At 60.3% G+C, this 14,664-nt stretch carries 11 protein-coding genes; 3 read left to right on the plus strand and 8 right to left on the minus strand.

The window, feature by feature from the left end; all coding sequences use genetic code 11:
- The first annotated feature begins 94 nt into the window (after positions 1-94).
- Positions 95-1,933: a sigma-54-dependent Fis family transcriptional regulator gene (locus ACQ4OE_RS25385; protein ID WP_430948308.1), complete on the plus strand. Its 1,839-nt coding sequence runs from the start codon at positions 95-97 to the stop codon at positions 1,931-1,933.
- A 62-nt stretch (positions 1,934-1,995) separates the two neighbouring features.
- On the opposite strand, the gene ACQ4OE_RS25390 is transcribed toward ACQ4OE_RS25385, so the two are convergent.
- The 3 genes from ACQ4OE_RS25390 to ACQ4OE_RS25400 form a co-directional block, all read right to left on the minus strand.
- On the minus strand, positions 1,996-3,201 hold the full coding sequence (locus tag ACQ4OE_RS25390) for an MFS transporter (protein WP_430948309.1): 1,206 nt from the start codon (positions 3,199-3,201) through the stop codon (positions 1,996-1,998).
- A 266-nt stretch (positions 3,202-3,467) separates the two neighbouring features.
- Positions 3,468-4,850 (minus strand): cysteine--tRNA ligase, encoded by a 1,383-nt coding sequence (gene cysS, locus ACQ4OE_RS25395; RefSeq protein WP_430948310.1) that lies wholly within the window; start codon positions 4,848-4,850, stop codon positions 3,468-3,470.
- A gap of 22 nt (positions 4,851-4,872) precedes the next feature.
- Entirely contained in the window at positions 4,873-6,570 is a 1,698-nt protein-coding gene (locus ACQ4OE_RS25400; RefSeq protein ID WP_430948311.1) for a glutamine--tRNA ligase/YqeY domain fusion protein, read from the minus strand.
- 248 nt (positions 6,571-6,818) lie between these two features.
- Between ACQ4OE_RS25400 and ACQ4OE_RS25405 the strand changes: the two genes are divergently transcribed.
- Together ACQ4OE_RS25405 and lpxH are read left to right on the plus strand one after the other, a co-directional pair.
- Positions 6,819-7,325 carry a peptidylprolyl isomerase gene (locus ACQ4OE_RS25405; protein ID WP_430948312.1) on the plus strand — a complete coding sequence of 169 codons (507 nt, stop codon included), beginning with the start codon at positions 6,819-6,821 and terminating at the stop codon, positions 7,323-7,325.
- Positions 7,322-8,074, plus strand: a complete 753-nt coding sequence (gene lpxH / locus ACQ4OE_RS25410; protein ID WP_430948313.1) for a UDP-2,3-diacylglucosamine diphosphatase — start codon at positions 7,322-7,324, stop codon at positions 8,072-8,074. Before ACQ4OE_RS25405 ends, lpxH begins: the two co-directional genes overlap by 4 nt.
- 117 nt (positions 8,075-8,191) lie before the next feature.
- Here lpxH and ACQ4OE_RS25415 read toward each other — a convergent pair whose 3' ends face one another.
- The 5 genes from ACQ4OE_RS25415 to ACQ4OE_RS25435 all read right to left on the minus strand — a co-directional run bounded on the left by ACQ4OE_RS25415 (position 8,192) and on the right by ACQ4OE_RS25435 (position 14,621).
- Positions 8,192-9,721 carry a DHA2 family efflux MFS transporter permease subunit gene (locus ACQ4OE_RS25415; RefSeq protein ID WP_122590326.1) on the minus strand — a complete coding sequence of 510 codons (1,530 nt, stop codon included), beginning with the start codon at positions 9,719-9,721 and terminating at the stop codon, positions 8,192-8,194.
- A 166-nt stretch (positions 9,722-9,887) separates the two neighbouring features.
- The gene (locus ACQ4OE_RS25420; protein ID WP_122590328.1) at positions 9,888-11,090 is read right to left on the minus strand and encodes an efflux RND transporter periplasmic adaptor subunit; all 1,203 of its coding nucleotides are present in this window, start codon (positions 11,088-11,090) and stop codon (positions 9,888-9,890) included.
- A gap of 14 nt (positions 11,091-11,104) precedes the next feature.
- A complete protein-coding gene (locus ACQ4OE_RS25425) occupies positions 11,105-12,574 on the minus strand; it encodes an efflux transporter outer membrane subunit (RefSeq protein WP_430948314.1) in 1,470 nt (489 codons plus the stop codon).
- Positions 12,564-13,046: a MarR family transcriptional regulator gene (locus tag ACQ4OE_RS25430; RefSeq protein WP_122590332.1), complete on the minus strand. Its 483-nt coding sequence runs from the start codon at positions 13,044-13,046 to the stop codon at positions 12,564-12,566. The genes ACQ4OE_RS25425 and ACQ4OE_RS25430 overlap by 11 nt, the downstream gene beginning before the upstream one ends.
- 255 nt (positions 13,047-13,301) lie before the next feature.
- Positions 13,302-14,621, minus strand: a complete 1,320-nt coding sequence (locus tag ACQ4OE_RS25435) for an HdeD family acid-resistance protein (RefSeq protein ID WP_430948315.1) — start codon at positions 14,619-14,621, stop codon at positions 13,302-13,304.
- Between the last annotated feature and the right edge of the window lie 43 nt (positions 14,622-14,664).

The raw sequence follows: 14,664 nt of genomic DNA on the forward strand, positions 1-14,664 counted from the left end.
GCGAGCAGGCTCGCTCCCACATGGGGATCTGTGTTTTGCTCAGCATTTGGGTTCATAACAACAATAAAAATCGCTGCATCAGAGGCCCACTGCCATGGCCGCACCTGCCCCGCCGCTGTCCCACGACGCGATCATCCAGACTTCCTGGCAACGTTGCCGCGCGTTCGGTCTCGACCATCAAAGCACCCCGGCCTTCGATCAGCTCCCAGCCGCCGGTATTGCGCAGTTGCTCGATAGCCATCATTCACTGGTGCAGACCACGCACCAGGAAGTCCTGCCCTATTACGAAAACATCCTCAGCAACTCCAACTGCCTGATCATGCTCGCTGACAATCAGGGCCGAGTCCTGACCTCGTGGGGCACGCAGCGTTTTATCGAACCGAATCTGGCCCGGGGCTTTCAGGCTGGTGCAAGTTGGGTCGAGCGCACCAGCGGCACCAATGCGATTGGCACGGCGCTGGCCTGCGAACAAGCGGTGCATATCGAACACGATGAACACTTTCTGAAAGCCAACCGCTTCATGACCGGTTCCGCTGCGCCGATTTTTGACGCCGAGCGCAAGGTAATCGCGGTGCTCGATGTGTCCAGCGACAGCTACCTGCCGCCCTCGCATACCTTGGGCATGGTCAAGATGATGAGCCAGACTGTGGAAAACCGGCTGATCCTCAACCTGTTCCACGGCCAACATTTTCAACTGACCTTCAACACCGGGTTGAACAACCTCGACAGTCAGTGGGCCGGGTTGTTGATCTTCGATGAGAGTGGGCAGGTGTTGTCGGCGAATCGCCGCGCGGACAATTTGCTCGGTGTGCGCTTGTCGCGGGTCAGCGTTGAAAGCCTGTTCAAGGTGTCGCTGCTGGAATTGATCAACCAACCGGACGGCTTGCCGTTTGCCTTGCAGACCTCCGGGCGCAACCGCTTTCAGTGTCTGTTGAAGCGGCCGAAACAGGCGCCGATTCAGGCCCGAGTGTTCGTCGCGGAAAACAAACCCGCCGTATCGAACGCGATCAGCCTCAACACTCTTCACTTCGGCGATAGTCGCGTGGAAAAAGCCGTGCGCCAGGCTGAACGGTTGCTGGAGAAAGACATTCCGCTGCTGATCCACGGCGAAACCGGCGTCGGCAAGGAAGTCTTCGTCAAAGCCCTGCATCAGGCCAGCTCGCGCAGCAAGCAGGCATTCATTGCCGTCAACTGTGCCGCGATCCCCGCCGAACTGGTCGAGTCCGAACTGTTCGGCTACGAGAAAGGCGCGTTCACCGGCGCCAATCAGAAAGGCAGCATCGGCCTGATTCGCAAGGCAGACAAAGGCACGCTGTTCCTCGATGAAATTGGCGATATGCCGTTGCCGACGCAGGCGCGGTTGTTGCGGGTATTGCAGGAGCGCTGCGTGCAACCGGTCGGTAGCAGCGAGTTGTTCCCGGTAGATTTGCGGATTATCTCGGCGACCAACCGTTCGTTGCGCGAACAGGTGCAATTGGGACGGTTTCGTGAGGATTTGTATTACCGCATTGGTGGGTTGACGCTGGAGTTGCCGCCGCTTCGTGAGCGCAGTGATAAAGAGGCGTTGTTTAAACGGCTGTGGGAACAGCATCGAGAACCGACGCAGTGGGCGGGGTTGAGTCAGGAGGTGCTGGAGTTGTTCAGCCGTCATCCGTGGCCGGGTAATTTGCGTCAGGTCAGTAGCGTGATGCAGGTGGCGCTGGCGATGGCTGAGGAGCAGCCGGTGCGGCCTGAACATTTGCCGGATGATTTTTTTGTGGATCTGGAGATGGAGCCGGTGGAGAGCGCGGCGCCGTTGGAGGTTGATTTGGACGATCTGGATGCGTTGAACCGGGAGTTGAAGGCCTCCGGGGGTAATATTTCGCATTTGGCGCGGCGGTTGGGGGTGAGCCGCAATACCCTCTATAAGCGATTACGGCAGTTGGGCGCATAGCAGCCAGGATCAATAGATCGCAGCCTTCGGCAGCTCCGACATGGAAATGCGATCTGTTGACCTTAAATGGCTGGCTCGACCTGCACAGCCGAAGCCGCCTCCAATGTCCGCAACCCCACCAGCACAACGACCACCATCATCAAACCTGCACCAATGGCCACCGCAAATCCCGCGCGCGCGCCAAACGCATCAATGACTGGCCCCGCCAGCATGCCGCCGAGTGCAACCCCCACGCTGATACCGGTAGTCATCCACGTCAGCCCTTCGGTCATCCGCGACGGCGGAATAATGATCGTGCCCATTTTCATGACCACGACCATCGTCGGCGCAAACGAGATACCGGCGATAAACAGCGCCGCGGTCAGCACATAAACGTCCGTTGCAAAAATGGGCAGCACGCCGGTGAACGCTGTGACCAATATTCCGATCAGAAACTGTTTTTCAATCGCCAGGGAAACCCTCATCGCACCAAACGTCAGGCCCGCCACCAGCGAACCGAACGCATAGGCGGCGAGGCAGAAGGTCGCAGCGCCCGGCCAGCCTTGCGCATTGGCGAAGGCGACGACGGCGACATCGATCGCTCCGCCAATGACGCCCATCGCCAACAGCGCCAGAACAATGGTGCGAACGCCGGGGATCAGCAAGGTCGAGCCACCATGGCTAGCGTGGCCCACGACAACCTTGGGTTCAGTCTGGCGTTGCAAGAGGAACGCCGTCACTCCGGCGGCCAGCAACCCGACCGCGACCAGTGGCCCGGCTTCGGCGAAAAAGCTCACACTCAAACCAATCGCCAGGGGCGGGCCGACGATGTAGGCCATTTCGGTGAGGACCGTGTCCAGGGAGAACGCTGTGTGTAATTGCGGCTTGCCCCGGAATAACTGTGTCCATCGGGCGCGAATCATCGACGGCATGCTCGGCATCGTCCCCGCCAGAGCCGCCAGAACAAACAGCAACGTGGCGGGTGCGCGCCAGTGGACGGCAATGATCAGCGCCAGCAGCATGGCAATACTGAACGCCGTGACCACGGGCAGCACGCGGCTTTGGCCATGCTGATCAACCAGTCTGGAGATGGGCGGGCCGAGCAGCGCGTTGGCCAGGGTGAACGTACCGGCGACGGCACCGGCCAGCCAGTAGACACTGGTTTGCTGGACCAGCATGGTGATGATGCCGATGCCGATCATTGCCTGCGGTAATCGGGCGATGGAACTCGCGAGCACTAACCCGGTGGCGCCGGGGGTCTTGAACAGTTCGCGGTAGTGATTTGCCATAATGTTGCCCTTCGATATTCTTCGCCGCTCAGCATCCTGCTAAACGCGTTGCCGACATAAAGACCTGCGCGAACGTCAAAAGCAACCTCGGCTGTGCAGCAGAAAAACAAAAACCCGCACAAGGCGGGTTTTGTTCTGATCGTTCCCACGCTCCGCGTGGGAATGCAGCCCGGGACGGTCTGCGTCCCTGCAAAGCCGAACGCGGAGCGTCCGAAGAGGCGTTCCCACGCAGAGCGTGGGAACGATCATCAAGCTAAACGCGGCAATCAGTCAGCCAGACGCCAGGTAGTCCCACCCTTGCCGTCTTCCAACACAACACCCATGGCGGTGAGCTGATCACGAATTCGATCCGACTCAGCCCAATTCTTCCCGGCCCGTGCCGCCAGACGCGCCGCAATCAGCGCATCAACTTCAGCCGCATCGACACGCCCTTCAGCGCCCGCCTGCAGGAAGTCATCGGCTTCAAGCTGCAACACACCCAGCACACTCGCCAGTTCTTTCAGACGCGCCGCCAGACCCGCCGCTGCATCGAGATCGCTCTCACGCAGACGGTTGATCTCACGCACCATCTCGAACAGCACCGCGCAGGCTTCCGGCGTGCCGAAGTCGTCGTTCATCACGGTGGTGAAGCGTTCAACAAACGCTTCGCCGCCAGCAGGCGCGACGGTCGGCAGGCCTTTCAACGCGTGGTAGAAACGCTCGAGTGCGCCCTTTGCGTCCTTGAGGTTGTCTTCCGAGTAGTTGATCGCGCTGCGGTAGTGGCTCGACACCAGCAGGTAACGCACGACTTCCGGGTGGTACTTTTCCAGCACGTCGCGGATGGTGAAGAAGTTGTTCAACGACTTGGACATCTTCTCGCCATTGATGCGAATCATGCCGCAATGCATCCACGCGTTGGCGTAGGTCTTGCCGGTGGCCGCTTCGCTCTGGGCGATTTCGTTTTCGTGGTGCGGGAACTCGAGGTCGCTGCCGCCGCCATGAATATCGAAGGTCTCACCGAGGCAGCAGGTGGACATCACCGAGCACTCGATGTGCCAGCCCGGACGCCCGGCGCCCCACGGCGATTCCCAGCTCGGCTCGCCCGGCTTGGTGGCTTTCCACAGCACGAAGTCCAGCGGATCCTGCTTGGCTTCGTCGACTTCGATGCGCGCGCCGATGCGCAGGTCTTCGATCTTCTTGCGCGACAGCTTGCCGTAGCCCATGAATTTGGCGACGCGGTAGTACACGTCGCCATTGCCCGGCGCGTAGGCGTAACCCTTGTCGATCAAGGTCTGGATCATGCTCAGCATGCCCGGAATGTGATCGGTGGCACGCGGTTCCATGTCCGGCTTGAGGATGTTGAGGCGCGCCTCGTCCTCGTGCATCGCGGTGATCATGCGCTCGGTCAGTGCGTCGTACGGCTCACCGTTTTCGCGGGCACGATTGATGATCTTGTCTTCAATATCGGTGATGTTGCGCACGTAGGTCAGGTTGTAACCGCTGAACCGCAACCAGCGGGTCACCAGGTCGAACGCGACCATGCTGCGGCCGTGGCCAATGTGGCAGTAGTCGTACACGGTCATCCCGCAGACGTACATGCGCACATTGTTGCCATCGAGCGGCTTGAAGACTTCTTTGCTCTTGGTGAGCGTGTTGTAAATCGTCAGCACTTTTAATTTCCTTGACGCTGAATCACTGGCCCCACGAATCACGCAGGGTCACGGTACGGTTGAATACCGGCTGACCTGGTTTCGAGTCCTTCAAATCGGCAACGAAGTAGCCTTCGCGCTCGAACTGGAAACGGTCTTCCGGCTGTGCATTGCCAAGCGATGGCTCCGCACGACAACCGGTGAGTACCTGCAGCGAATCACGGTTGATGTTGTCGAGGAAACTCGCGCTGTCTTCAGCCTTCTCAGGATTGGCCGAGCGGAACAGACGATCGTACAGACGCACTTCGCACTCGACGCTGGCCGCAGCCGGTACCCAGTGGATCACGCCTTTGACCTTGCGGCCTTCAGGGTTCTTGCCGAGGGTTTCCGGGTCGTACGAGCAACGCAGTTCGACGATGTTGCCATCGGCGTCCTTGATCGCTTCGTCGGCACGGATCACGTAGCTGCCGCGCAGACGCACTTCACCGGCTGGCTCCAGGCGCTTGTAGCCCTTCGGCGGCTCTTCCATGAAGTCGTCACGGTCGATGTAGATTTCCCGGGCGAACGGCAGAGCGCGCACGCCCATGTCTTCTTTCGGGTGGCGCGGCAGTTCGAGGTTTTCGACCTGGCCTTCCGGGTAGTTGGTGATGACGACTTTCAGTGGACGCAGCACGCACATGGCGCGCGGCGCAGTGTGGTCGAGGTCGTCACGGATGCTGAATTCAAGCATGCCGAAGTCGACTACGCCGTCGGAACGGTTGGTGCCGATCATTTCGCAGAAGTTGCGGATCGATTTTGGCGTGTAGCCACGGCGGCGGAAGCCCGACAGCGTGGACATGCGCGGATCGTCCCAGCCGTTGACGTGCTTTTCATCGACCAGTTGCTTGAGCTTGCGCTTGCTGGTGATGGTGTAGTTGAGGTTCAGACGGCTGAACTCGTACTGACGCGGGTGCGCCGGCACTGGCAGGGCGTCGAGGAACCACTCGTACAGCGGACGATGGCTCTCGAATTCCAGGGTGCAGATCGAGTGGGTGATGCCTTCGATGGCATCCGACTGACCGTGGGTGAAGTCGTAGTTCGGGTAGATGCACCACTTGTCGCCGGTCTGGTGGTGATGGGCGTGGCGGATGCGGTACATGATCGGGTCGCGCAGGTTCATGTTCGGCGAGGCCATGTCGATCTTCGCGCGCAGCACGCGGGCGCCGTCCGGGAACTCACCGGCACGCATGCGCGCAAACCAGTCGAGGTTCTCTTCAACCGAACGGTCGCGGAACGGGCTGTTCTTGCCCGGCTCGGTCAGGCTGCCACGGTATTCCTTGGCCTGCTCCGGGGTCAGGTCGTCGACGTAGGCTTTGCCGGCCTTGATCAGCTCGACGGCCCAGTCGTGCAACTGGTCGAAATACTGCGAGGCATAGCGCACTTCGCCGGACCATTCGAAGCCCAGCCATTTGACGTCGCTTTCGATCGCGTCGATGTATTCCTGGTCTTCCTTGGCCGGGTTGGTGTCGTCAAAGCGCAGATGCGTGACGCCGCCGAACTCCTGGGCCAGGCCGAAGTTCACACAGATCGACTTGGCGTGGCCGATGTGCAGGTAGCCGTTGGGCTCAGGCGGGAAACGGGTGACGATCTGCGTGTGCTTGCCCGAGTCCAGGTCTGCCTGGATGATCGGCCGCAGGAAATTGACCGGCACGGCAGGGCCGGACTTGGCATTCGAGGTAGGGTCGACAGTGGGCTTGCTCATAGGATCCTTGACTTACAGGTGCGCGGCCGCAGAGGGGCCAGACAAAACAAAGCCGCTATCATAGCCGATGCTGTCAAGGGGCTGACAGAGCGCGGCCTATAAAGGAGCGCATTTAATCGCCGGGAATTGAAAAACAGCCTCGAAATTCGCGCCTGTCACGCTAAACTGCGCACCTTGGCCCACGCTGGCTGAACCGGTTTGGGGGCTCGATGTCCCAAAACCACGAATTCCTCTAAAGAGTAGCGATCATGACTCAAGTTAAATTGACCACCAATCATGGCGACATCGTCATCGAACTGAACGCTGAAAAGGCGCCGATCACCGTCGCCAACTTCATCGAGTACGTCAACGCCGGTCACTACGAAAACACCGTTTTCCACCGCGTCATAGGCAACTTCATGATCCAGGGCGGCGGTTTCGAGCCAGGCATGAAGGAAAAGAAAGACAAGCGTCCAAGCATCCAGAACGAAGCTGACAACGGTCTTTCCAACGAGAAGTACACCGTTGCCATGGCTCGCACCATGGAGCCGCATTCGGCTTCCGCGCAGTTCTTCATCAACGTTGCCGACAACACCTTCCTCAACCACAGCGGCAAGAACACTCAGGGCTGGGGCTACGCGGTATTCGGTAAAGTCACCGCCGGCACTGACGTTGTCGACAAGATCAAAGGTGTTTCGACCACTTCCAAGGCCGGCCACCAGGACGTACCAGCAGAAGACGTGATCATCGAGAAAGCCGAGATCATCGAAGCGTGATATTGCTGATTTCAGACTTGCATCTGGAAGAGGAGCGCCCGGACATTACCCGGGCGTTTCTGGATTTGCTCGCCGGACGTGCCCGCTCGGCGAGTGCGTTGTACATTCTCGGCGACTTCTTCGAAGCGTGGATTGGCGACGACGCCATGACGCCTTTCCAGCGTTCCATCTGCCAGGCCCTGCGCCAATTGAGCGACAGCGGCACGGCGATTTTTCTGATGCACGGCAATCGCGACTTCATGCTCGGCAAGGCCTTCTGCAAGCAGGCCGGCTGTACGTTGTTGAAGGATCCGAGTGTCGTGCAGTTTTATGGCGAGCCCGTGCTGTTGATGCACGGTGACAGCCTCTGCACCCGCGACGTTGGCTATATGAAGCTGCGGCGTTATCTGCGCAACCCGATCACGCTGTTTATCCTGCGAAACCTGCCGCTGAGCAGCCGCCACAAACTGGCGCGCAAACTGCGCAGCGAGAGCAAGGCGCAGACGCGGATGAAGGCCAATGACATTGTCGATGTCACGGCTGAAGAGGTTCCGCGGATCATGCAGGCATATGGCGTGAAAACCCTGATCCACGGGCACACCCATCGGCCGGCGATTCACAAATTGCAGATTGGTGAACAAGCGGCGAAGCGCATTGTGCTGGGGGATTGGGATCGACAGGGTTGGGCGTTGCAGGTGGATGAAAGCGGGTATGCCTTGGCACCGTTCGATTTCGCCCCGCCGCCCGCCCTGCCCGCCCCGAGCGCATGATCGTTCCCACGCTCCGCGTGGGAATGCAGCCCGGGACGCTCCGCGTCCCATCCAGAGCCGAACGCAGAGCGTCCGCTGAGGCATTCCCACGCAGAGCGTGGGAACGATCTTGCGGGATCAGTGACCGCTGGCGGCCGGCCCTGCCTTGGCGGCAAACGGCGGTTTGGCCAGCCACACAATCAGAATCAAGCCCATAAAACCCCAGCCCAGCAACGTGAAGTAATCCACGGTGGAGAGCATGTACGCCTGGCTCGTCAGAATCTGATCCATCTGCGCATAAGCCGATTGGCTCGCGCCGCCTAAATGATTCAAGGTTTCGCGCGTGGCCGGTTCGAAGGTGCTGATGCTTTCGCTCATGTACGCATGATGCTGGTCGGCCCGGCGAATCCAGATCCATGTGGTCAGCGACGCCGCAAAGCTACCGCCCAAAGTCCGCAGGAACGTCGCAAGACCGGCGCCGTCAGCAATCTGGTTCGGCGGCAAGTCCGACATCAGAATGCTCAGGGTCGGCATGAAGAACAGCGCCACGCCAATGCCCATGAACAGTTGCACCAGCGCGATGTGCTGGAAGTCGACTTCATTGGTAAACCCGGCGCGCATGAAGCAGCTCAGACCAATCGCCAGAAATGCCAGACCGGCCAGTAACCGCAGGTCGAACTTGTTCGCATACTTGCCGACAAACGGCGACAGCAGCACCGGCAGAATGCCGATCGGCGCCACGGCCAGACCGGCCCATGTCGCGGTGTAGCCCATTTGCGTCTGCAACCACTGCGGCAGGATCAGATTGATGCCGAAGAACCCGGCGTAACCCAACACCAGCACCAGCGTACCGATGCGGAAGTTGCGATAAGCGAACAGGCGCAGATTCACCACGGGGTGCTTGTCGGTCATTTCCCAGATCACGAATACCGCCAGCGCCACCACCGAAATCGCCGCGCCAATAATGATGAAGTTCGATTCGAACCAGTCGAGGTCGTTGCCCTTGTCGAGGATCACCTGCAACGCACCGACGCCAATGATCAGCGTGATCAGACCGACGTAATCCATCGGCTGACGGCTGGTTTCCACCGGACGTTTGGCCAGTTGCGAACGCACGACCATCACCGCAAAGATGCCGATCGGCACGTTGATGAAGAAGATCCACGGCCAGCTATAACTGTCGGTAATCCAGCCACCGAGAATGGGACCTGCAATCGGCGCAACCACCGTAACCATCGCCAGTAACGCGAGGGCCATCCCTCGCTTCGCGGGCGGATAGACCGCGATCAACAGGGTTTGCGTCATCGGGTACAACGGCCCGGCGACCAGACCTTGCAGCACGCGGAAGCCGATCAGTTCCGGCATCGAGGTGGAAATACCGCAGAGAAACGAGGCCAACACGAACAGAATGGTGGCCCAGAGAAAAAGCTTCACCTCGCCGAAACGGCGGCTGAGCCAACCGGTGAGCGGCAACGCAATCGCGTTGCTCACGGCGAACGAGGTGATCACCCAGGTGCCCTGCTCCGAACTCACCCCGAGGTTGCCGGAAATCGTCGGCAGCGCCACGTTGGCAATGGTGGTGTCGAGCACTTGCATGAAGGTCGCCAGCGACAGGCCAATGGTGCTGAGCAACAGGCTGGGCGGCGTGAAAGAAGCGTTATTGCTCATTGTGAATCCTATGAAACCAGGTTGACGCCGCGTGCTGATGAACACCGCCCCCCCTGTGGGAGCGAGCTTGCTCGCGAAGGCGGTGTACCAGACAAATCAACGGCGAATGACACTCCGCTTTCGCGAGCAAGCTCGCTCCCACAATGGGCAGTGCCAAAGTCTCGATTCAGCGTTGCGCGGTTTTGCTCACCGCTGCGCTGTTGTCGTGGATCAGCTGCGCAATCATCGCGTCGGCTTCGGCCAGTTGGCGGTCGTAGACATTGGTGCTGAACGAGGCTTTCTGCGGTGGCTGTTGCGCCAACACCGGGCCGCTCTGGTCGTGCAGATTCACTTCAACGTTGGTCGACAGACCGACGCGCAGCGGGTGCTTGGCCAGTTCTTCGGCATTGATGTGAATCCGCACCGGCACACGCTGAACGATCTTGATCCAGTTACCGGTGGCGTTCTGCGCCGGCAGCAGAGCAAACGCGCTGCCGGTGCCAGCGCCGAGGCTGTCGACGGTGCCGCTGTATTTCACGTCGCTGCCATAGATGTCGGATTCGATATCGACCGGCTGACCGATGCGCATGTCACGCAGTTGGGTTTCCTTGAAGTTGGCATCGATCCACAGCTGATCCAGCGGAATCACCGCCATCAACGCCGTGCCCGGTTGCACACGCTGACCGAGTTGCACGGTGCGCTTGGCGACGTAACCGGTGACCGGCGCGATCAAGGTGCTGCGCGCATTGGTCAGGTACGCCTGACGCAGATCGGCTGCGGCCGACATCACGTCCGGATGCGACGACACCACGGTGTCATCAACCAGGGCGCTGGTGGTTTTCAGTTGCTGCTTCGCATTGGCCAAGGCGTTTTGCGCCGAGGTCAGGTCGTCGCGAGCGTGGGACAGTTCTTCCTGGGAAATCGCCCCGCCCTGCGCCAGGTTTTTCCGGCGGTTGTAATTGTCCTGGGCCTTCTGCACTTCGGCCTGTTGCGCGTTGACCTGGGCTTTCATGCCGTCAACGTTGCTGTACAGACCGCGCACCTGACGCACGGTGCGCGCCAGTTTTGCCTGCGCACTTTGCAGACCGACTTCGGCGTCGTTCGGGTCGAAGTTGATCAGCACCTGACCTTCGTGAACCAGATCACCATCGTCTGCGCCAATGCTGACCACGGTGCCGGTCACCAGCGGGGTGATTTCGACGACGTTACCGTTGACGTAGGCGTCGTCAGTGCTCTCGTTAAAGCGTCCGATGAATTCGTGATACGCCCAGACGCCAGCGCAGGCGAGCAGGACGACAACGGCCAGCACCAGCAGCATCACTTTGCGTTTGCGCGGGTTGCCGTTGTCGGGCGTGTTGTCTTGAGCTTGAGTGTTTTCGGCAGTGGCCATGACAAATACCTGAATTAGTTGTGCGGCGTGGCTGGGGTGGCGTTGGCTGCGGTCAGGGTCTGCCCCTGAAAGCCGCCGCCCAGCGCTTGCATCAGTTGAATCGACAGGTCGATCTGCTCGGCATTGAGGTTGGCCAACTGACGCTGGGCCTGCAGCAATTGCTGCTCGATGCTGAGCACGTCCAGGTAGTTGCCGATGCCGGAACCGTAACGCTGGACGACGGTGTTGTAAGAGTCCTGAGCAATCTCGGTGGCGTGTTGCTGCGCACCGATCTGCCGGCCGATGTCACGCAACTGGTTGATCGTGTCGCTGACATCGCCCAGTGCTTTCACCAGGCTTTCGTTGTACTGCGCCACCGCCAGATCGTAATCAGCGTCGCGCGCATCGAGGTTGGCGCGCAGGCGTCCGCCGTCGAAGATCGGCACCGAAATGGTCGGGGCAATGTTGAAGAAGCGACTGGCCGAGCCGAACATCGCGTCACCCAACAACGATTCGGCACCGGCGGAAGCCGACAGGTTCAAGTTGGGATAGAACTGGGTTTTCGCCGAGTCGATGTCTTTGCTCGCGGCCTCTACACGCCAGCGCGCAGCAACCAGATCCGGACGACGACCGAGCAGTTCCGCCGGCAATACCGATGGCACGGCGACAGCGCTAGCCTGAAGCACTTTCGGTCGGGCGATTTCATTGCCGCGATCCGGGCCTTTGCCGAGTAGCACAGCCAAGGCAATCCTGGCGCTGTTCAGACGTTTTTCCGCGTCGATCAGGCTGGCCTCGGAACTGGCTTCCAGACTTTGCGTTTGCTGGAACTGGTACTGGCTGTCGATCCCGGAACTCAGGCGACGCTGGCTCAGGTCGAGCATCTGCTTGGTGCGTTTCAGGTCGTCGTTGGCCAGGTCGTAGACGATGTGCGCCTGACCGAGATCGCTGTAGGCACGAGCGACGTCCGCGGCGAGGGTCAGCTGAGCAGCCTGACGATCAACTTCAGCGGCACGGGCCTGACCGAGTGCAGCTTCCCAGGCATCACGCTGGCCGCCCCACAGGTCAAAGTTGTAATTGAAACCGGCACTGACATTACGCACGGTGGCATAGGCATCGCCCTGCCCCAGCGGATCCTGATCCTTGGCCAGACGCGAACGGCTGATGCCGGCGCTGGCGTCGAGGGTCGGATAGCGTGCGGCGTCGGCGGCATACGCCGCGGCGCTGGCCTGATGGGCGCGCGCTTCGGCAATCTGCATGTCCGGGCTGTCCTGCAGGGCCTCGCGGATCAAGCCGTCGAGTTGCGGATCGCCGAGGCTGGTCCACCAGTCGCTTTTCGGCCACGCGGCCGACGACAGGGTCACGCCGTTGAGGGATTGGCCGGCCTTCAGGCTTTTCGCATCGAGGCTCTGGCCTTGGGTGTCGAGGCCGCTGTAGTTGGCGCAACCGGCGAGGATCATCGCCGACAGCACCAACGTCAGGCTGCTGCGCAAGGTTTTACCGCTCATTGTGTTCACCTAACCGCTGGATAGTGATCGGGTCACCGGCTGCCAGCAGGATTTTCTTGAGAATGTATTCCAGGGTTTTCAACTCGTCCGGGGTGACGGCGCCCGCCAGTTCATTCATTGCATCGGCGCCGATGTGCGGCAGGCGATCGGCCAGTTGCTGGCCTTGTTCGGTCAGTTTCAGTTGCACCTGACGGCGATCGCCTTCGCTGCGTTGGCGAGCCAGGAAACCTTTCTGCTCCAGACGATCAAGCATGCGCGTCATCGAACCGCTGTCGAGCGACAGATGCCGGCACAGTTCGGCCGGGGTATCGACGCCGTACTGGGCCATGATGATCAACACCTTGAACTGCGCGGCGGTGATGCCGTGAGGTTCCATGTGGGTGTCGATGATCCGGTCCTTGAGCAACGCCGCACGGCCAAGCAACAGGCCGAGATGGCAATGTTTGAATTCGTCCGGGGTGAAATGCTTCATGTACTCACCTAATAACTGCCTAGGCAGTGAATGTATGTCGAGATGTTACTGCCTAGGCAGCGAATGTCAACGCAATAGTTAGGTTGCTTTGTAATTAGTTGACCAATGGAGTGGGATTTGTTGCGCACGCACTGACGCCTTCGCGAGCAGGCTCGCTCCCACAGGGATCTCCATCAGGCACAAACTCTGTGCTGATCAGAGATCCAATGTGGGAGCGAGCCTGCTCGCGAGGGGCGCGACTCGGTACAGGATCAATCAGGATTCGTCGGAAGGACGGGCAGATGGCGGTTGCACCGGATGCACCTCCCGCCCACGCAAGGCAGTCGCCACATACCCACAGGCGCGTTTGCTCACCGCGTAAATACTGTGCCAGCCCGGCGGTGCCGGCTCGACCGCAGCATGCAGCGCCCGCGCATAATCGAGCACCAGCCCGGGCGTCCAGGCCATCACCTCGGCGCGCTTGCGCACTTGCGCCGCGACCCAGAACTCGCGGCTGATGATGACTCGGGCGAAGTCGAGCATGCTCGAATGGCCGCGGTTCATCGCCCCTTCAAGGGCCGCTTCGAGGCTATGGGCGACAGCGCTGGAACAGTTGCGACTGGTCAGGTTGTATGTGCTGTTCTGCCGATACTCCGTCCAGAACGCATGGAGGCGCCGGGCGTCGTAGTGGGCAAAACTGACCTGCACCGAAGACGGGCACCAGTCAGCCACCTCGCCGGCATAATCCGGCAGAAACCTGCCGGCGACATCGTTGTTCGGTGTCGCCCGCAGCAAACGCACGAAATCCCCCGCCGAACGATCGATGTCGTTCAACGGGTAATGGCTGATGTAAATGTCCGGGCCACATTCCAGTGCCGCATGGCCGGCGGAGATCACGCCGTTGATGTCGACCGCCGCGATGTATCGATTGAGCAGGCGATTGCGCACCAAGGTGTCGTCCACGGTGCCGCTCGGGGTCCAGACATGAATCACCAGCGCGTTGCTGCTGGCCGGCGCACTGACCGCAGCCGGGCTTGTCAGCGGCGGCTGGTTTTTGAAGCGCACCGCTTGCCGCAACAAGGCGCAACCGGTGAGGAAGAGGCTCATGCCAATGCAAAACGGCACCGTGCCCTTATACAGCGTCGGGTACGGCTCGAGAATAAACACGCCAAAGCCGATTTCGAACAAGCCCGCCAGCAGCGACACTTGCCAACCGACAAAGCGCACGACCACCGCAGCCGCCAGCCGAAAGACCCCATCGATTATAAAAGCCCCGCCAAACAGCACCGCCAGAATCAGCCCGGCCGCATGTTGCCTGTCGACGATCAGCAGCCCCAGGACGAGAAACGCCAGACCTCGCGCTTTGCGCAGAGCCGCTGCGGTCCCGGCTTGTGGGGCCGGCACCAGCAGAAGGATCAGCGCTTCGAGCAACAACAGATAGCCGAAAAGATGCAGCGGGAAATACAAAACACCGTCCAGCGCATCAATGAAAATGCCCACACCCGCCGCGCCCCAGACAACGCCCGTCAGCGCCAGCGCGGACCAACGCTTGCGGACAAATTCGTGACCGAGCAAGACCATACTCAAGCGGACCATAGGCGTCTCTGTTCTTTTCGGGCAGCCGCCAACCGCGCAGCGT

The organism is Pseudomonas sp. WC2 (assembly GCF_050586545.1).
Classification (GTDB): Bacteria; Pseudomonadota; Gammaproteobacteria; order Pseudomonadales; family Pseudomonadaceae; genus Aquipseudomonas.

Excerpts from the sequence above, each read along its gene's own strand:
- ACQ4OE_RS25415 (WP_122590326.1), bottom strand. The coding sequence starts at position 9,721 with ATGAGCAATAACGCTTCTTTCACGCCGCCCAGCCTGTTGCTCAGCACC.
- ACQ4OE_RS25405 (WP_430948312.1), top strand. The coding sequence starts at position 6,819 with ATGACTCAAGTTAAATTGACCACCAATCATGGCGACATCGTCATCGAA.
- ACQ4OE_RS25435 (WP_430948315.1), bottom strand. The coding sequence starts at position 14,621 with ATGGTCCGCTTGAGTATGGTCTTGCTCGGTCACGAATTTGTCCGCAAG.
- ACQ4OE_RS25430 (WP_122590332.1), bottom strand. The coding sequence starts at position 13,046 with ATGAAGCATTTCACCCCGGACGAATTCAAACATTGCCATCTCGGCCTG.
- ACQ4OE_RS25385 (WP_430948308.1), top strand. The coding sequence starts at position 95 with ATGGCCGCACCTGCCCCGCCGCTGTCCCACGACGCGATCATCCAGACT.
- ACQ4OE_RS25390 (WP_430948309.1), bottom strand. The coding sequence starts at position 3,201 with ATGGCAAATCACTACCGCGAACTGTTCAAGACCCCCGGCGCCACCGGG.
- ACQ4OE_RS25425 (WP_430948314.1), bottom strand. The coding sequence starts at position 12,574 with ATGAGCGGTAAAACCTTGCGCAGCAGCCTGACGTTGGTGCTGTCGGCG.
- ACQ4OE_RS25420 (WP_122590328.1), bottom strand. The coding sequence starts at position 11,090 with ATGGCCACTGCCGAAAACACTCAAGCTCAAGACAACACGCCCGACAAC.
- ACQ4OE_RS25400 (WP_430948311.1), bottom strand. The coding sequence starts at position 6,570 with ATGAGCAAGCCCACTGTCGACCCTACCTCGAATGCCAAGTCCGGCCCT.